This window comes from Bythopirellula superficialaquae (genome assembly GCF_059632245.1).
The window spans coordinates 4,423,478-4,442,255 of sequence record NZ_CP197426.1 but is presented as its reverse complement, the minus strand read 5'-3'; the positions used below and the strand labels follow the sequence as shown (position 1 = coordinate 4,442,255).

The following is an 18,778-nucleotide window of genomic DNA, read 5'->3' as shown; positions in this document are numbered from 1 at the left end:
GCTGCCTGCTGGATTTTCGTTGCGCTATCGCCTAAGTTAGAAGCAGACATGAAGTTCGTGTGTTTTGCGGGGGCGAACACACAACGTCCAAGTGTGTTGGGTTAGGGTCCTATTAAAGGATCGGGCGTTCAGGACGTTTGTCTGCCGGAGCTCACGCGGTCATTCCGATGCGCGTTCGTCTGGTGGAGCGGAAAGGATGGCCGATATGCACCAGCAGATCAATCGCGTAGCGCCGCTCCGTGTTGCCACGGCAGCCAACGGCCACAGCGTGGCGAAGGCCGCTTCTCGGCCCACGAATCCCTGTTTATGCGATTTGGGTCTCGGCACGCGCATCGTCGTTGGCAATGCGGGAGATCATAGCCGCGTGCTGGCGTTTTTGACGCAGCACTATCAAGTTCCGCTCGCCGAAGATTTTCAAAGCCGGTTGGACGATCCCTCGTATGAGCCCTCCGATCGCATGTTGCTCGTGCGCGGGAGTGATTTGATCGGTCATTTGCAGCTTTCTCGGCAGTCGGCATGGTTCGAGCGGGAACGAATCCCCATGGCAGCGATTCGCGACTGCGCAATCTTGCCCGAAATGCATCCCGCGGAATTGATGACCCCGCTATTAGCCACGGCCGAATCGACCGCGCTGGCCGAAGGGGCCATTCTGGCGGTGGCGCGTCCCGATCAGCCGGAATTGTTCGCCGCCAACGGTTGGAGCACCTGCCGGGCGCAAGGCCACACGCAAGCCAACACGCGGGCCCTGCTGGCTCATATCACAGCCCAACTCGCGACAAGAAAACATCGCCATTCGCAGATCGAAGTTCGCACGTGGTGGCATTTTGAATTGGAAGCGATTCAGCCCGTTTACGATCAAGTCGCAACTGCAATGTGGGGAACCTTGCACCGAAGCGATGACGCCTGGCGGTGGTTGGTGGGGCGCAAGGCGCACGATCAAGTTTTGATTGCCGTACGGCACAAAGCTGAGGAAACGGGAGAGTCAGACAAACTGCACGCCGTAGGTTACGCCGTGGTGCGAGATTCGTGCATTGTGGAGATGATGACGCTCCCTGGTTATGCGTCGGTGAGATTGATGCTCATCGCGCGAGCGTGCCGCGATGCCATCGACCGCGATCACCATTTTGTGTCGCTGCATACTCCGGCGACCGATCCCATGCACGAGCTGTTGGTCACGGCGGGGGGAAGTTGGCATGCCTGCGGAGCGCAGCATGGCTCGCCGTGGATGCACAAATTGCTTTCGCCGGAAAAATGGGTCGAGCGTCTTTACCCCCAGCTTTATCATCGGGCGAAGGAAGCCGGCATCCCGCGACCGTTGGAGATTGGTTTTGCGGTCGATGAGCGGTGCTACCGGTTCCTGTTCACCAGGCGGAGCGTGCGATTGGAGCATGCTCTTCCTTCAACCCCGACGGAGGTCGCCTGCGATGCCCTGACGTTCCAGGAATTGCTCACCAGCAATCTGGCCTGGACCACGGCCCGCGAGCGGGGACTGTTGCGGGTCGAGGATTCCGCCAAGGCCGCGATTTTGGCGGCACTGTTTCCACCCCGATTATTCTGGCAATCCCCGTTTGAACTGCTGCGGCTGTAGTTACAATGAGCAGGCGGAAGGCATTGGTGCTTTCCACTTGTTGTTGAGTGACTGCGAGGGAATTTGGCCGCCATGTTCTTGCCGCTCTCTTGCGATGCGCTGCTGTATCACTTGCCGTATGCGACGGTCGGGCTGATCGTCGCCAATGTGGCCGTCTTTGCCGGAATGGCCAGTGGCACGATCGATCCACTTGATGGCTGGGTGCTCATGTACGGCCAAGGCATGCATCCCACGCAATGGCTGTTGTCGCTGTTCACGCATGCTGATTTCAGCCACCTGCTGGCTAACATGTTTTTCTTGTGGGTGTTTGGGTTGGTGACTGAGGGGAAGCTCGGTTGGTGGCGGTTTCTGGCCTGCTACTTTGTTATCGGTTTGGGGCAATCAGCCATCGAACAGGCCATCATGTTGGGCTCAACACCAGAGCCGGGATCGGTCGGAGCATCGTCGGCCATTTATGGGCTGATGGCGATGGCCTGCGTGTGGGCCCCCATGAACAGCGTGAAGATGTTTGGATTCTTTTTGTATTTTCCCATCTCATTCGACGTGCGAGTCGCAGCGCTCGCCGCATTCTATGTTGGGATTGAATTCGCACTGGCAGTGCTAGTCAGCAGCGTCCACTTGGCCACGGGGCATGGCTTTCTGGGAAGTTCGCTGTTGCATTTAATGGGGGTCGTATTGGGAGCCGTACTCGGCATAGTCTTGCTAAAGCGGAAGCAAGTCGATTGCGAGCATTGGGATATTTTCGCGGTCTGGCGTGACGAAGCGGGTAAGCCCCCCAAAGAAGAGCTAGCCCCACTCTCACAGCAGCAAATTCAAGCCTACCAAGGTCAACGCGCCGATGAAGCAAAGAAAAGAATCCTGGCCTACTTGCAGATCGATCAAGCACCGCAAGCTATGCTCGTCTGGCGGAAGGTACAAGACTTGAAACTTCCGTTGGAGTTAAGCCGGCAGGAGCAATTCAAACTGATCGCCGGCCTCGACAAGCACAAGCAATGGGCCGATTCCGCGCCGTTGATGACGAAGTACCTGGAAGAGTTTCCCGAAGGATCGGAGGCCGTGCGGTTGAGGCTCGCGCAGATTTGCCTGGTGGAACTTCAGCGCCCTGCACGAACGCTGGAGCTGCTCGGAACACTCGATTCCGCGAAACTCAACGAGAATCAAAATCTTTTACGGAAAAAGCTATCTGCCGTTGCTCAAAAGCAAATCGAAGAAGGGGAAGTGGAACTCGACGACGTGATTTGAGCAGCACGTCAGCCGTTGCTGCTGAGATAGCCGGCGCTGGATTGAAAATATTTCTTCCGTCGGCTATCGGTGGCTGTTTTTTCATCGGCGGAATGCTGTGAGCGCAAGTCTTCGAGGCTGGCGTGGCAAACGCGGCAGCCAACCGTGTCGAGATGAAACCGGATGTAATCGGTCTGATCGTTGTCGAGCACGTCCAACAGATAACTGCCGAGCTGCTCGCGGGTAGGGCAACTCAAACGATTGCGCCGCCACATCGCCCCCACGGTGTGTACGCCCGCGTCTTGGCTCCCCACGATCCCGGTAAGACGTTCGCCGAGGGTCGCATCTTCGCGCAAGGCTTGCTCGATGCTGGCCATCCGTTCTTGCGACAGGTCTTCGTCGAGATAGGCCGCGAGTTCCGCGTCGGTGAAGGGATTGCTCATGATTACGACTGTAACTCCGGAAAGATGTCTTCGCTCAAGCGTTGGCCGCGGATGATCTTGCGCAAGCGCTCGAGGAAATCGAACTTGAAGTTCGCCACCTGCTGTTCGGAAAGCTGAATTTCCTCGGCCACTTGTTTGTTTCCCCAGCCCAGCACAAACAACAGCTCCATGCACTTAACCTTTTGCCAATCGCCCGTGGATCGCCAGCGTTCGATTTGCTCGGCAATGCCGGCCGTGACGGCGTCTTCTTCTAACCCGCGGCGCTCACCGCTGCGGGCGATGCTGCTGGCTTCGCGGTCGCTGCCGGTCGGTTCCCAATTCCCCGACGAACCTTCACCCGAGGAAAACGGCAGTGCCGGTCGCCGGCCTTCGCGGCGGAGGTGGTCGGTGAGCTTGTGGGCGGCAATCGTGAAGAGCCAACTTTCCAGCGACCGCCGAGTGTCGTAATTGGGCAAGCTCGTGAGAAAACCGATGAAGGTTTCTTGCACGACGTCTTCGCTGGCGTCACGACGGCGAAGACGGCTTTCGACAAAGGAGAGCAGCCGCCCTTCGTATTGGGCGATCAACTCGTTCCACGCGGCGGGCTTGCCCCGGCGAATCTCTTCGACAAGCAAGACGGTGGCTTGGGAGGAATCATTCATTGAGCCGCGACTCGGCAAAGTCGCATGGAAGATCAGCTAATTCTCAACAAAAAAACGGCAACAGCGATTATCGCAAGTACACCCCCCACGAGCAACTGCTTGCTGTAGTAACCTTTGCTCCACGTGTCGAATCGCAAAAGCCCATAAACGGCCGCGAGGCCGGTGATGGACATGGCGAACAGCTTACCAAACGAAGCTAGTCGCTGGTGCCGTTCCTGCCGTAACCAAGAGTCCAGCAGATACTGATCGACCTTGGGGTTGAATTCCACGAGGACGTGAACCTTCTTCATATTACCGACCGAGGAATCGATCGTTGTCGTGAATTCGTCGCGGCAGATTTCGCGGAAGATGTAATCGAGCCCCACGCCGACTGACACTGGGTCATCGACCGTGATGGTGTGTCCTATTTTAGCGGAAGCGAGATAGCCGATTTGACGGGCGACGATTTGAGGGAGTTGTACCTCCTCCAATTGCCGGCGGCATTCGGCTTGCGTGACGAAGGGGTCCGAGGCCACGCTTTCACGCAAGACCTTACCGACACGTTTTGGGGGATGGATGACCCAATTCGGCGGTAGCTCTCCCTGTTCATCGAGCCCAAAGAACTTTTTTACCGTCTCTTTGGCAACTTCATCCTTGGGATCAGCGAGCGGTGCGGAATCGTCGGCGCCATCTAGGTTGATGCGAGATTTGGTGATTTGGTCCCACAGGGCATCGAGCGTGGGATCGGAGGCGGATTCGGCTTTGGCAGTGATGGCGTGTGCGACGGGAGTGATCGCCGTGGGCGAGTCATCGGCGCGAATACCAAAGAAACCCCAACCTGCTATGAGCAGGCAGGCCAACATCGGAGCGAACGGCATTCGCTTCTTGTAATTAACGAATGATCCTACAAATGTGGCGATTAATAACGCGGAGAAAACCAACACCACCAGTATTACTGAGAACTCAACCCAACTGAGATTAAATGCTGCAAAAATCATCATACAACCCCCTGATCGGCAATCGCACGGCGACGGCTGGGCGAGAGCCAGGGGGTGGCGAACTGCAACGTGAAAGCGATGATGGCCGCGAGCAATAGTCCCAGGGGTTGGGGGAACCAGAAGATGAAGTGTAGCAACCACGCCACCAAACCACACCAGGCGATGGTCCAGATGCTCACGCGAGGGCTGCGAGTCGCTTCGGTTTGCTCCCACCAGGCGATCAGCACAAATAGGAAAGCAAAGTACGCGGCAAACATTTGCAGGGGCAATGTGCGCACGGACTCCGCGGCATTTTCTTTGGGTCCAAACGCGGCGAGCCCCACGGTGTTGCTCATCAAGCTTTCATTAGGCCAGACGCCCCAGCTGTTCCATTGCATCAGCGGAAGCATCAACCAATCGGCAATCGCCCAGGCACACACGCCGACGGCGGCACCGGTGAGCAGTTGAATAAATCGCAGCGGAGCCTGATCTTCGACCTTGCCTTCGGATAGCTTGGCGGGGACCATGATCGCCCAACAGCCGATTGAACCGACGGCCGCGAGCCAGACAAACAATTCCGTGCTGAACGGATCGGCGGCGATCAAGCAGATCACCAGCGCCGCAATTGAGCAGACGACCGCCGCCAGGAACATGCTCCCGACGATTTCGGTCATGCGCTGATTGAACGACTTGGCGGCCAAATGATCGCGGAGTTGCCGCTGCATACTTTGTTTGCGGCGGCGCTTAGCTTCTTTTTTTGTGACGTTCTCTGTGGGAGAAAGGCCAGCGACCGGCATCGCGGGCATGTTGTTTGAAGAACCGGCCGGAGGATAACTGGGACCCCGATGAAACGTGCGCTTCTTAGGCCGCGAGGGCTGTACAACCACGTTCCAGATCGCGAAGTAAACGAAGTAGGTCATCGCCACGGGTATCACGTAGGGAACCCATAGCGAGAACGATCTCACGATATTAACAACGATCACCGCGACGATGATCATTTTCAAAAACTGTGGCAGCGGAACTTCGGCATAGAGTTTGCGCAGAATCTCCGCGCCTTGCTTGACGAAGGCCGCGATCGGCTCCTCGACCTCATAGTCAGCTTCCTGCTGCGGGGCGTTGCCCATGAACGGACGCCAGGTCGGCTGCTGCGGATTGGGTTCGGAATAGGGTCCCGTGGTTTCCGTGGCGGCGTTGTAGTTGACGCCGACGTTGTTGGTCACACTCGGCGGATTCGCGGCCCCCATCGAAGCCAGCATATCAGCCACGCTGCGGATGCGAGTTTCCGGGTCTTTGGTCATCGCGCTTTTGACGATGTCGCGGTAAGGTTCACCCAGCGCCGTTAAATCGGGCTCGGCCGTGAGATGCTTCATCAGCACTTCGCCGACGCTTTCACCTTCAAACGGCACATGGCCGGTGAGCATTTCATACAGGATGATGCCCAAGGCATAGGTATCGATCTCGCGGCCATAGCGGCCATTGGCGATCTCGGGGGCCATGTAGTGGACCGTGCCGACGCTTTCCGTCTGCCCGCTGCGACGGCTACAGGAAATAAACTTCGATAGGCCGTAGTCGCCGATCTTGACGGTGCCTTCATCGAGGAAAATGTTGGCCGGCTTAAGGTCGCGGTGGACGATGCCGTGGTCATGCAGATAGGCCACACCCGCGGCGATTCCAGAGAACCACTCAATCGCCAGTTCCGCCGGCATGCCGTGCGGGTGACGATTGATGGCGTCTTCCAAGGATTCGCCCGAGACGTATTCCATCACAACCCAGCGGTCGTCGTTGTTGTCAGTTTTAATATCGTACAGCGCGACTAAGTTGGGATGCTTGAGATTCAAGCAATGGGTCACGCCGCGAAGTTCGACGTCCAAGTTGCGACGAATCAGCTTGAGGGCGACTTCCTTGCCGGCATCGCTCACGGCGTAATAGACTTCGCCAAAGCCGCCGCGACCGACGCCACGTTTGATCGTGTAACCGTCGAGTGGCCGCGAACCGCTGGGATAGGTAAAACGCCCACCATTCTTGGGATCAGCCCCCAGGGGCCGATCTTCGGACTCAGATTTAAGGGGTTGGACGTTCATTTTCGGTTTGGATGCTAGGGCGAACACGGGTTTTACCTGTGCTGGTGGTGCCGAACCAACTGACGTATCACTCGGCTGGGCACCTCTTGTTTATCTTACCTTGATAGGGCGGCTCTTCTCAAACCTCTTCAAAGCTCAGGGCGAACTCTTCTCCCGCCAGGCGGCAATTTGCCGCGATTGTGCCGCTCGTGCAGCCGGGATGATCGTTCAACTCCAAAATCTCTTTCGAGCGAAATTGCACTTCCTCGCCGCGGCGAAACAGCACCAAATCGCTTTCCCACGCGGAGCAGCGAATATGGCTGTGCTGCTTGGGACCCAGGACGCAGCTTTCGCTCATCAGAACCACCGCATCGACGGCGGGTTCCGTTTTGTGTTTCGACTCGATCTTGAGCACGGCAGTTGCACTCAGCGTGTGGGGCTTGGTGAATCGCAACTTGAGCGAGTCACCAAGCTCCACCAGCGAGCCGTCACGCAGCAACGTGGGACCGACGATCGTGTGACCGTCGACTTTGGCTTGATGAATGGGCGTGAGGATGTAGTTTTCGCCTTCGCGGCGGATCGTCGCATGGCGGCGGGAAAGATCGGCCCGGATGGGAATATCGATTTCGCTCCCCGGCGTCGGTTGGCCGATAACGACCTCGTTCCCCAAGCAGATGAGAAATCCACCGACTTCATCGATCCAAGCGATTAAGCGTTTGCCGCGAGTGTGTTCAGTGGTCATCGTGTCGTCGCTGCCATTTTTTCGCCAAGCAATCGTGGTGGCGAACACGGGTTGTCGGCGGCGCTGGGCAAATTGAGCCAACGGTTTGGCCGGCGCTTTCATGCCGACGGCTTGCCAGGCGCGGCGACGGGCTTCTAACGCGGGGGCGTAACTAGCTGCTAATTCTAACAGCGCGTCGGCCCGCGTGAGTACCTCGGCCCAATTCTCGCTCGCGACCGCCGCATGGAGGGTGGGTGAGAGCGCACGTAACTTGTTGGCATTTTCCATCAACAGTTGCTGGCGCACCGTGATTTCGCTCGCCAGCGGATCGTTCTCGGAGGGCAACAACCGTGTGGCTCGATCAAGCAATTCGCAGGCAATCGTGAACTCGCCGACGTGGGCCTGCTCTTTGGCTTGAGAGATGAGATGAACGACGAGCTTCCAGCGTCGTCGCTCATCCCCGCCCAGTCGGCGTTGTTCGAGTTTGGCGATCTGTCGCTCGGCCAAGGCGGTTTCTCCACATTCCAAAAGTCGGCGGGTTTGTTCGAGGCCCAGCCGAGCTTGCTCTTCGCGAAAGCGATTGACTAGGTCTTCGCTGCCGTCGAGCTGCAAGGCTTGCTGAATGTCGTGCCAGCCCGCAACGCTATCGCCGGCTGCCAGCTTGCGGCCCGCACGATCCACCAACTGCGAAGCCACCTCATGAGAGAGTCGCTTGGCGGGGAGAAAACCACGCAGCGATTCTCGTCGCAAGAGCGCGGAAGCCTCGTCGCAGCGTCCTTCCTTGAGGGCGACCTGAGCGGCTCGGATTTTCATACGCCACGCGGGAAACATAGAACTTCATCCATGGAAACAAAGGCGAGCGGGGGACGTAAGTCCCCTGCAATTGAAAGCGGGGGGACTTAACTTAATCATTGCAGGGGATTAACATCCCCCGCTCGCTGGGTTTGGGGAAACCTACTTTTCTTGGAACTTCACTACAGCGACTTCGGCATCTCGAGGTTGGTCGAGCTCAAAGTACTCGGCCACCTGCTCGGTGATGTCCTCGGCAGCGGGTTCGTCCAGCGGGATCTCATCCTTGAAGTTGGTATCCGCATTGGCCAACTTGGCGGCCACGTCGAGCTTCGTGCGGATGTCGACAATCAGTTCCTTCGCACGAGCCAAGTGGCTGTCGTCGAGCTTGAGATCGCTCGAAGCTTGCGCGACTTCCACGAGCTTGAGCTTGGCTTCCAAGTTTTCGACGTCGACTTCCAGTTGACGCTGAGCGCTCATCATCGCCGCCAGCTTTTCACGAGCAGCATCGAGATTTCGTTGACGGGCGTTCCGCATGTCGGTGAGGCTGCCGAGTGTGGCGTCGGACGTTTTGAAACGCACGAAACGACGCGACAAATCTTGCTTCACCTCATCGGCCGAATAACTGTGGCCCGCGTAACGGAAGACACTGTCGCCGGTTTGCAAATCGGATTGCAGACGCATGATTTCCGATTTTTCCTTACCGGCTTTGCTCTCGGCGGTTTCGATCCGCTTGTCGAGCGATTCGACTTCCACTTCTTCCTTGGCGATCACGTGCATCGAGCGGCGAATTTCGGGTTCAAGATCGCGGACCATTTTGCGGGCACGATCGATCTGGAAATCCAAGGGGACGGTATCCTCGACCGTTTGGCTCGCACGCTCGTAGCCGGTTGTCAGGTAGCTCCACGCCCCTTTTCCCAGCACCAAGCCTCCTAAGAGCCCCACCAACAACACACCAAAGACAAGTTTTCTGAACATGGCCTACGCCCTCCAAAACTGTTTTCCCTGGCCGCGATGGCCAAGCTGAATCCGGAAAATCTCGTGATGGCGCGTCTGACGTGTCGGGCCACCTAAGAAGGATTTCGCAGCTTGGGGGGCGATCTTGGCTGGATCGGACAGAAAATTCTGAACCCTCAGGCGTGAATTCTCGTACTAGCCGCAGATGGTGGCCCGCGGTGCGCGCTGACCGGTGTTGACGAAATGCCTGAAAACGAGTCTTTTTGAGACCTTGGAGGCGGTGGCCGCGTTCTTGGGCTGCCCGAATTTCCGCAAATTCCTATCCTGCCCATCCCCCTCGCGAGGAAGCCATGCTTCGCCCTTTGGTTTGTTTTGTTCTCTTAACCCTGGCAGTGATGCTGACGGGCCAAGTTGGTTGCACGAAATCGACCGTCGACCCGGCCTTGCTCGCAAAGCACAAGGACAAATTCACGCTCGCCGCCGAGCCCGACGGGGTACAGACGGTTTACGAGGTGCGTGAAGTTTTGTTGGGGCACACCGAAGAAGAACACGATCACGCGGCCGAGGAGCATGCCCACGAAGAGGGCGAAGAGCATGACGAGCATGCGGATCACGACCATGCCGCAGGGGAAGAACACGCCGACCACGATCACGAAGAGCATGACCATGATCATGCGCATCACGATCACGAGTATCCCACGGAAGCGAAGGAAGTTGCCATGGTCGGCCAAGTGGGTGGGCTCGCCAATCCCTGGGAAGAAACGCAACCTGAATTTCCTTTTGCGACCAATTTTGCGATTTTCTTTCTCGCCGATCCTCAAGCCGTCGCCGAGCATGCCGAAGAAGGTCACGTACATGCCCCGGGTGAGGAATGTGCTTTCTGTGCCGCGCATGCGGAAGAGAATTCGGAATTGTTCGCTATGGTGCGACTCGTCGATGAGAATGGCAAACCGATCCCTGTGGATGCACGCCAGTTGTTCGACGTGAAAGAGAACGACACCGTAGTAGTCAAGGGCACCGCCCAAGTCCTCGAAGGGGGAATGCTCGTGGTCAAAGCCACGGGTGTTTACGTTCGTAAGTAAACTCAACCATTTTTACTTAACCACAAAGTCACGAAGGTCACAAAGAAGATCATTAGTTCTTTCTTGGTGACCTTCGTGGCTTTGTGGTTGGTTTCTTTAGAAAAGGAATTCATGACATGCAATCGTTCATTCGCTATAGTTTGTTTGCTTTACTTGTTTGTTTAGTGACTCTGCCAGTCGTTGCAGCGGAGGAAGCACCGTTTTCGGAATCGACCGACATTGCCGCGGTGAAGAAGGCTCTCAAGCTGCGTGATGGCGAGACAGCGATCTTCGTGGGCGACATGCATTGTGCCGGGTGTGCCAAGAAGGTGGCACGCAAGCTCTACGGCGTGAAAGGTGTCGTGAAGGTGCGGTCGGATATTAAGATCGACGTCACGATCGTGACCCCGCAAAAGAACAAGCAAGTCGATCCCAAGGCCTTGTGGGCAGCCACGGAAGCGTCAGGGATTCTGCCAATCAAGTTGATCGGTCCCGCGGGCGTGATCGAAGCCGATGCCGAGGCAAAGAAGGCCGCGCAGAAGACGCAGCACGATCATGCGGCGGAAGAAACCAAAAAGGGTTGAATCAATAATCCTTAAAAAGTAAAACGCTAAGCCGCAAGCGTCGCTCGCGGCTTAGCGTTTTTTTGTTTCAGTAACGATTACCTTACCTTACGCAGTTTGCGTGGCGTATTTCTTCATGTATTCGCCATAGATCCAATCGTAAGTCTTCTTCATGCCGTCACGCAGACGGATGCTCGGGGCCCAGCCCAAGTACTCGGTGATTTTGGTATTGTCGCTGTTGCGGCCATTCACACCTTTGGGGGCCTTGAGGTCATGATTGTGCTTGAGCTTGATGCCGGCGATCTCTTCGACCATGTCGTAGAGGCCTTCGATGGTGATGATCTCATCGGAACCCAAGTTGATTGGCTCGAGAATGTTGCTGTCGGTGATCGCGAGGATACCTTTCACACAATCGTCGATGTACATGAAGCTGCGGGTCTGTTTGCCGTCGCCCCAGATTTCGACTTCGGTTTCGCCATTCTCTTTGGCGTGAATGATCTTGCGACAGGTCGCGGCGGGAGCTTTTTCGCGGCCACCTTCCCACGTACCATAGGGACCGTAGACATTGTGGAAGCGGGCCACCCGAGTATGGAGCCCAAAATCTTCGCGGAAGTGGCGGCACATCCGTTCCGAGAATAACTTTTCCCAGCCGTAGCCATCTTCAGGCATCGCCGGATAAGCGTCTTCTTCCTTGAGCGGCACGACGTCTTCTGATTTTTGCTTGTCAGCATTATAAACACAGGCACTACTGGCATAAAAGAAACGATCGGCCTTGGCGGCCAACGCGGCTTGCAGCAAGTGGGTGTTGATCAACACCGACAACATGCACAAGGCTTTGTTGTTTTCGATGAAACCCATGCCCCCCATGTCGGCGGCCAGATTGTAGATATCGCTCACGCCGTCACAGGCCTTATGGCACTCGTCGATGTGTTTCAAATCAGCCACAACATTTTCGGCATCGGGAAAGACTTGATACCACTGGTCCATCGGCTTGGCGTCGACGCTGCGCACCTTGTAACCGTCTTTCAACAAACGTGCGACCAGATTCCCGCCGATGAATCCACCACCACCGGCTACGAGAATGGGTTTCTTGCTCATCCGACTATGTTCCTAACATTTCTAAGGGTCCTGGGCTGCGTGGGACGACTGCGCACAGCCCTGTTCAACTCAAGAATACAAAATTATAGATGCTTGCTTATTCTATGGGCAGGACATAAAGCTAGCTCAACGTCTTTGAGAGACGAGCTGCTGTTTCAGGCGGATCTGGGTGAGGTTGAGTTGTGGGAGCTGGTGAGACTGCATCAGTTTGCGGGCCATGTTCGACAAGATCGACGAAACGTCCACAGAGAAGACGTTTGCTGTAGAGCCGATCAATGAGATCGCGTGCTTCACGGCCCATTTCCATGCGCTGTGCTTCGCTCGTATGATAAATTTCCCGAATGACGCGCTCGGCATTCTCGACCTGGCCATGATGAATGGCCCAACCAATCTCGCCTTGGGCCAGAATATCTGAAACGTGACATTCCGCGGGTCCCAAAGAAAGAATGGGACGTGCCGCTGCCATCGAACCGTAGACTTTGCAAGGGTGACAGATGCCAACGATCTTTTCACCCACGGCAACCAGATGGACATCCGCCGCACTGAGTGAAAAGCGCAGATTTTCAATCGGTTGATAGGGGAGCGTACGAATATTAACTGGCTGTTCGCGTTCGATGAGTTCATCGAGTTGCTTTTTTAGTAATCCGCCGCCAATAAACAAGAACAACAAATTGGGTAAATCGGTAACTCGTTTCGCAACTTCGAGCAGTGTATCAACGGGTGAGGCAATCGAGAGATTACCCGAATACATGATGACGACTTTTCCTGCGAGGCCATGTTCCTTGCGGAACGGATTTTCAGCGTGTGGAACTGGTTCGACGTGATCCTCAAGTGGCCAGGGCGGAAAGACAACAAGTTTATTTGCGATCTCCACCTTGCGGTTGAGTCGCTCCGCCATGAAGCGGTCGAGAGCAATCACGGTCTGTGCTCGACGCAAAATTTGTCGATTGAGCCAATCAAAGATCCGGACTTGCAGCGACGTTGGCGAAGCTTTGCCCAGCTCGATCATTTGATCGGGGTTGAGGTCCATCACCCAATACGTAATTGGCGTGCCGCGAAACATGTTGATCACCACCGCGGCCAAGGGACACATCGGTGGCGACGTGCTCACCACGATATGCTGCAAGTTTCGCGTGAATAGCCCGCGGAAGAGGCATTGTAAGGTAAAGCTGATACCACCGATGAGGCGAATCAAGATCGAGCCTTTGCCAAAACTTGAGAGAGGTAAGCGGCGTATATTAACGCCATCCAGGACCTCGTACTTTGGGAAGTGCTTAGAAGGATCTTCATAACCGCGTGACGATGTATAAACTCGCACGTAGTGGCCGCGCTCGGCGATCGCTCGCGCAGCCTCGTGCATATATTGCCCCACCGCCGGGGTGTCCGGCGAATAGACTTGAGACAGCACGAGCACGACGGGTTTAGGCATGATCAATTGAGGTTTTGTTATCGAGCTAGATTTGATAGCGGCGTACGATATCTGATTACATGACAACTTGACGAAGTTCGCTGGCTTCTCTCGTTCGGAGGTAGTCCTGAAACGTCTCAGCCAAGCCTTCCTGCAGGTTAATCTTAGCGCGCCAACCTAGGCTGTTAATCAGTTTCGTGTCCGTACGCTTGAGCAGCGTGCCATCGGGTTTGGACAGATCGTTGGTAATCTTGCCGCGATAGCCGATAACTTCGGCCACCAGTTTTGCCACTTCTTGAATACTGATGTCTTCGCCAGTTCCAACATTGACCAGATCAGGGGGCGTATCCACTTGGAGCAGAAATGTGACTGCTTCCGCTAAATCATCGACATGCAAAAATTCACGCCGCGGTTTGCCGGTGCCCCAAATCACGACTTCCTCGGATTGCTCGACCGTCGCTTCGTGAAAGCGGCGAATAAGTGCCGGCAGAACATGAGAGTTTTCCGCATGATAGTTATCGCCAGGGCCGTACAGATTCGTCGGCATGGCTGAATGGAACATGACTCCATATTGCTGGCGATAATACTGACAAAGCTTCAAGCCGGCAATTTTCGCGATAGCATAGGCTTCGTTCGTTGTTTCCAAAGGGCTCGACAGTAAGCAACTCTCGGGCATGGGTTGGGGGGCTTCACGAGGGTAGATGCAAGTGCTGCCCAGATAGAGAAACCGCTGGCAACCATGCGCATAAGCCGCATGGATTGAGTTGACTGCCATGGCGAGGTTTTCGTAGATGAAGCTCGCCGGATAAGTCATGTTGGCAAAAATGCCGCCCACGCGCGCGGCCGCAAAGACGACAACATCGGGCTGTTCGTCGGCAAAGAATTGATTTGCCGCTTGCTGATTGCACAGGTCAAGTTCTTGCCTGGTGCGGATCACGATATTGTTGGCACCGACGGCTTGCAGCTTTCGCCTGACAGCGGTGCCGACCATGCCCCGGTGGCCCGCAACAAAGATTTTTTTGTCAGTGAGTTCATACATAGTGCGTGACCCGTCAAAATGGGCGAGCGACGAAACGGATATCTTGGCCGGTTAATTAGCGAGCAGAAGCCATGCTGGCTTCTCGTTCCGCGAGTTCTAAGTCCGCTGCGATCATGATCTCTGCAAGTTGCTTGCAGGTTGTTTTAGGCTCCCAGTTAAGTAGCTGCTTGGCCTTTGAATAATCACCCAAGAGCAGATCTACTTCGGAAGGCCGGAAATAACGGGGATCGATTTCGACGTACTCATGCCAATCCAGATCCAAGGCTTCGAAGCAGTAATCCAGAAAATCGCGAATGGACTGCGTTTGACCGGTGGCAATCACAAAGTCCTCGGGCTCGCCGTGCTGCAGCATGAGCCACATCGCTTCGACGTAATCCTTGGCATAACCCCAGTCGCGCTTGGCATCGAGATTGCCTAGATAGAGCTTCTCTTGGAGGCCTAGCTTAATACGAGTTGCAGCTCGAGTGATCTTACGCGTGACAAACGTTTCGCCGCGACGGGGAGATTCGTGATTAAAGAGGATGCCATTGCAAGCAAACATTCCATAAGACTTGCGATAGTTCACCGTCTGGTGAAAGGCATAAACCTTGGCGCAAGCATAGGGGCTCTGCGGACGAAAAGGCGTGTTTTCCGTTTGAGGAGTCTCGACAACCTCACCGAACATCTCCGACGACGAGGCTTGATAAACCCGCACTTCCTTCTTCTTGTTCAATTGGCGAGCCGCTTCGAGAACATTCAAAGTTCCCGCACCAGTTGCCTGTAAGGTGTAGACAGGTGAATCAAAAGAAACTCTCACATGGCTTTGAGCTCCCAGATTATAAATCTCATCGGGCTCGATATCGAGCGCTAGGTTGGTGAGGCTTTGCGCATCGGTTAAATCGCCGTAGTGGAGAAATAAGTGCGTACCGGAACTGTGAGGATCCTGATACACCGTGTCGAGCCGGCCCGTATTGAACGAACTGCTACGGCGAATCAGTCCGTGGACTTCGTAATTTTTGGCCAATAGCAGTTCGGCCAAATAGGAACCATCTTGGCCTGTGATGCCGGTGATTAATGCGCGTTTGGTCATAAATTGATTGGGTATATTGGGAGTTGTAAGGGTAGAGTCATTCTCAATACAGCAATTATTCTATTATCCAGATCATTTATCGATGAGCAATTGATAGGGGAGCCTTAATTGGGGGGCAATTCTTGGCCCAGCCAAACCATAGTAGGCTCGATCCACCGACGAATCGTCGCTAAATCATCCGGCTTGGCGTGGCTTTTCCGCCGAGTAGTCAGCCCCGCATCAAACATCTCTTGAAATCCCTGTTGGACTTCCGGGGTCATCTCCAGACCGCAAAATTCTAATACACGCTGAACTAGCTCGGGCGACATGTCCTCCAGACGAACTTCCAGATAGCGGTCCGAGGGAAGTTGGCGACCATAGAGACAAGCCTGCTCCACGCACATCCGCCATTGCAGACTACAGACTTCCAGCAGTTCAAGTTGTTCAAGCATGCCGTCGATCCCCGGCAGCCGTGGTCCCCAGACGGGTTTGCCGACTAGTCCCGAAAGTTGTTGCGGCATGACTCGTCGCACAAACTCTTTGAAGTAATAAGGAGCCCGTCTAAGATCGATTTCTTTGAGCCGTTCCACCAGCTTGTCTTTCGGAACGCCTCGGGCATGCTCTTGCCAAAAGCGCCGAATCGACAGGACCGATTCCACACCATCGCGAATCGTATGAATGAATAGGCAACCCGGTAGCACGCGGTCGACAAATTCCATTCGCAACGAGTTACTCGGTGTCTTTTCGATCAGGCGCTGTCGCCCAGCGGCTTGGACGGCCTTGGCGAATGTCGCGCGGATGTGCTGGCAGACTTCCGGCCGGGCGTCCTCGGGACGAAGCATGTCCGATTTGTCGTCGTTGCCAAACTTCCAAGTGAGCCGTGGTTCTTCGAGGTGAGCTAGCAGAGGATGCGAACCCAGCAGATTGCCGAGCAGGGTCGTCCCCGAGCGGGGTGAGCCAATCACCACGATCGGGCGGTCGAGAAAGGGATTGTCGGGTTCGCTGGCCATCTTTCGAGGATAACAGCCGATTCCTGCTGCTTCCAGAGTTTCACGCCAATAGTCTCCTATGACCGGCCGCTTGTGTGCGGATTACCCGGATCATAGCGAATGAGAGTTTCTTGGGTGTCGCATGTCCGTCGCGGATGACAAATCTGTAGGTATTCGGCAATAGGCCAAATGTTTGATAAATTGGAGGCAAAGGTTATAATCAGGCTGGGATTTCGCTCCGGCAAATTCCTAACGGAACAAGAATTCAGTTCCCGGGCCAATTGGGGAACTCATCGAGGGGCTTGATCGCGGCGGTTTAGGGCTAAACCGTTTGGCGAAATCGCACGCTTGCGGCAGAGAGTCGCTTGCTACACCAAGGTTGATGCTAATCGCTAAACAGATTCTTCTGCGCCCTTCCCATACATCCACCGGCAGGCCAAGTCGCGTACGTAAAGAGTGGACTTTGTCGGACTATCCATCACAAATTGTCTCCGCATGACCAAAGTGCTTTCAAACTCTTCGTTTCTCATGGCCGTTGCCGTGTTTTTATTGCACGGCCACTTCCAGGCTGAGGCCGTGACCACGTCGTATCACATCGGCAATAGCCTGACTTTCGATAGTCAGCCTGAATCCATGGAGGCGTTTGCGGCAAGTCGCGGTTTTAATCACGAAGTGGGGTTTCACATTCGGAGTAGTTCTTCACTACGAAATATTCTCGACAATCCCTCTGATACGTCAGTGAACCCGAACGAATTCGGTACATACACTCAAGCGCTGCCCAACAATGCCTGGGATGTCGTCACCATTCAGCCACACCCTAGCAATGATCCCTTTACGACTTTAGGGGAAGATATTGATTCGGTGTTGTCGTTTATCAATCTGACACGAACCAACCCCGCAAATGAAAATACGAATTTTTATATTTATCAAGCCTGGCCCCAACGTGGTTCGGCTTCCTACCAAACTCAGTGGACGGCACCATCTCCCGATGAGTTGGACTCACAAATGGTACGGCGGCGTGAATATTACGATAATTTGATTGAACACGTCCGCGCTGAAACTGATGCCAATGTCTACATGATTCCCGTGGGAGAAGTCATGTTCGAATTGGATGTCAGGATGCGAGCCGGCCAGATTCCGGGATTTACGAACATCAATCAGATGTATCGGGATGCCCTTCATCTCAGCTATGGTGCCGGTCGATTCATGGCCGGTGCGACAACATTTGCGACAATTTTAGGACAGTATCCAACTGGACTCGATGTCCCTGCAGATTTTTTTGGCGGCTCTTCGATTCTCAACGATGCCCAGAAAGCAGCGATTCTAGAAACCATCCGTGACGTGCTCGACAAGCATGCATACTCGGGGGTTGATATGCCGGCGCCTCTGCGAACTGACTTTGACGACAATCTCGTGGTTGATCAAGGCGATCTGGCCATCTTGCAGGGATCGTTGGGAATTACCGATCCTTACGATCCCGATGGCAATGGCCATGTCTCCGGCCGGGATTTTTTGAGGTGGCAGCGTGATTACAAATCGGTGCTCAGTTCTGAAGACCAGGCACGATTTCATCTCTTGGATTTGAATGATGATGGTGTGCTAACAGCCTCTGATTTGCAGCACTGGCAGAATTCCTATCGTCTCAATGATGGAGCGGATGTCGATGGCGACGGCGACACGGACGGACGTGATTTCTTGCTATGGCAAAGACTGGCATCCACGAATTTGGCTGACGCCAATGGTGATCTACTTATCAATCAATTGGAGTTTTCTCAATGGCAGCAGTCGTATGGTTACAACGCAGCTACTGATGTGAATAAGGATGGAGTCGTCGATCAGACTGATATCTTAATTTGGGCTAGCGAGAATGGACTGTCCTGGAATTATCCCTATGCGATGTCGGCTCCCCCGCTGGCATCGCAAATGGCCGCGGTGCAAGGCTGGGCAGTCCCCGAGCCGTCTGCCGCCATTTTGGCGATTATCTGGCTTTTCATGCCTTTATTTTGGCGGACTATTCCCTGAAATCGGATCCCAGACCATAAAGTATTTGACGAACTTAACAGAGTCGAATAGCATCGAGATTAAGGTAAAAGTTGACCAGTCATCTGAGAACCGGTTAAGTAACGACTGGTTCCTGCTAATAATGTCTCAATACAGGTAGACCTACTGCCGTCTCTCCTAGACATCGAAGTATTT

Annotated in this window: 16 protein-coding genes; 5 read left to right on the top strand and 11 right to left on the bottom strand. The window is 54.8% G+C overall.

Going from position 1 to position 18,778, the window contains the following annotated elements:
* Positions 1-205 precede the first annotated feature (205 nt).
* Together SH678x_RS18350 and SH678x_RS18345 are read left to right on the top strand one after the other, a co-directional pair.
* Positions 206-1,588, top strand: a complete 1,383-nt coding sequence (locus tag SH678x_RS18350) for a GNAT family N-acetyltransferase (RefSeq protein ID WP_496919905.1) — start codon at positions 206-208, stop codon at positions 1,586-1,588.
* A 72-nt stretch (positions 1,589-1,660) separates the two neighbouring features.
* Positions 1,661-2,830: a rhomboid family intramembrane serine protease gene (locus tag SH678x_RS18345; protein WP_496919904.1), complete on the top strand. Its 1,170-nt coding sequence runs from the start codon at positions 1,661-1,663 to the stop codon at positions 2,828-2,830.
* A gap of 8 nt (positions 2,831-2,838) precedes the next feature.
* On the opposite strand, the gene SH678x_RS18340 is transcribed toward SH678x_RS18345, so the two are convergent.
* From SH678x_RS18340 to SH678x_RS18315, 6 genes are all read right to left on the bottom strand, one after another.
* Entirely contained in the window at positions 2,839-3,252 is a 414-nt protein-coding gene (locus SH678x_RS18340; protein WP_496919903.1) for a hypothetical protein, read from the bottom strand.
* Between the two features lie 2 nt (positions 3,253-3,254).
* Positions 3,255-3,893 carry an RNA polymerase sigma factor gene (locus tag SH678x_RS18335; RefSeq protein WP_496919902.1) on the bottom strand — a complete coding sequence of 213 codons (639 nt, stop codon included), beginning with the start codon at positions 3,891-3,893 and terminating at the stop codon, positions 3,255-3,257.
* A gap of 32 nt (positions 3,894-3,925) precedes the next feature.
* On the bottom strand, positions 3,926-4,873 hold the full coding sequence (locus SH678x_RS18330) for a hypothetical protein (RefSeq protein ID WP_496919901.1): 948 nt from the start codon (positions 4,871-4,873) through the stop codon (positions 3,926-3,928).
* Entirely contained in the window at positions 4,870-6,930 is a 2,061-nt protein-coding gene (locus SH678x_RS18325; RefSeq protein WP_496919900.1) for a serine/threonine-protein kinase, read from the bottom strand. The genes SH678x_RS18330 and SH678x_RS18325 overlap by 4 nt, the downstream gene beginning before the upstream one ends.
* A gap of 118 nt (positions 6,931-7,048) precedes the next feature.
* Complete coding sequence (locus SH678x_RS18320) at positions 7,049-8,461, bottom strand: FHA domain-containing protein (protein ID WP_496919899.1); 1,413 nt, start codon at positions 8,459-8,461, stop codon at positions 7,049-7,051.
* 123 nt (positions 8,462-8,584) lie between these two features.
* Complete coding sequence (locus tag SH678x_RS18315; RefSeq protein ID WP_496919898.1) at positions 8,585-9,397, bottom strand: hypothetical protein; 813 nt, start codon at positions 9,395-9,397, stop codon at positions 8,585-8,587.
* Positions 9,398-9,726: 329 nt separating this feature from the next.
* Between SH678x_RS18315 and SH678x_RS18310 the strand changes: the two genes are divergently transcribed.
* Together SH678x_RS18310 and SH678x_RS18305 are read left to right on the top strand one after the other, a co-directional pair.
* On the top strand, positions 9,727-10,458 hold the full coding sequence (locus tag SH678x_RS18310; RefSeq protein WP_496919897.1) for a hypothetical protein: 732 nt from the start codon (positions 9,727-9,729) through the stop codon (positions 10,456-10,458).
* Between the two features lie 116 nt (positions 10,459-10,574).
* Positions 10,575-11,021 carry a heavy-metal-associated domain-containing protein gene (locus tag SH678x_RS18305; RefSeq protein WP_496919896.1) on the top strand — a complete coding sequence of 149 codons (447 nt, stop codon included), beginning with the start codon at positions 10,575-10,577 and terminating at the stop codon, positions 11,019-11,021.
* An 87-nt stretch (positions 11,022-11,108) separates the two neighbouring features.
* Here the strand turns inward: SH678x_RS18305 and SH678x_RS18300 are convergent, their stop codons facing one another.
* The 5 genes from SH678x_RS18300 to SH678x_RS18280 all read right to left on the bottom strand — a co-directional run bounded on the left by SH678x_RS18300 (position 11,109) and on the right by SH678x_RS18280 (position 16,603).
* Positions 11,109-12,098, bottom strand: a complete 990-nt coding sequence (locus tag SH678x_RS18300; protein ID WP_496919895.1) for an NAD-dependent epimerase/dehydratase family protein — start codon at positions 12,096-12,098, stop codon at positions 11,109-11,111.
* 121 nt (positions 12,099-12,219) lie between these two features.
* Entirely contained in the window at positions 12,220-13,527 is a 1,308-nt protein-coding gene (locus tag SH678x_RS18295) for a glycosyltransferase family 4 protein (protein ID WP_496919894.1), read from the bottom strand.
* 55 nt (positions 13,528-13,582) lie between these two features.
* On the bottom strand, positions 13,583-14,587 hold the full coding sequence (locus SH678x_RS18290; RefSeq protein ID WP_496923083.1) for a GDP-L-fucose synthase family protein: 1,005 nt from the start codon (positions 14,585-14,587) through the stop codon (positions 13,583-13,585).
* 13 nt (positions 14,588-14,600) lie between these two features.
* Positions 14,601-15,614: a GDP-mannose 4,6-dehydratase gene (gene gmd, locus SH678x_RS18285; RefSeq protein WP_496919893.1), complete on the bottom strand. Its 1,014-nt coding sequence runs from the start codon at positions 15,612-15,614 to the stop codon at positions 14,601-14,603.
* A gap of 104 nt (positions 15,615-15,718) precedes the next feature.
* On the bottom strand, positions 15,719-16,603 hold the full coding sequence (locus tag SH678x_RS18280) for a sulfotransferase family protein (protein WP_496919892.1): 885 nt from the start codon (positions 16,601-16,603) through the stop codon (positions 15,719-15,721).
* Positions 16,604-17,077: 474 nt separating this feature from the next.
* Between SH678x_RS18280 and SH678x_RS18275 the strand changes: the two genes are divergently transcribed.
* Positions 17,078-18,604 (top strand): hypothetical protein, encoded by a 1,527-nt coding sequence (locus SH678x_RS18275; RefSeq protein WP_496919891.1) that lies wholly within the window; start codon positions 17,078-17,080, stop codon positions 18,602-18,604.
* Positions 18,605-18,778 lie beyond the last annotated feature (174 nt).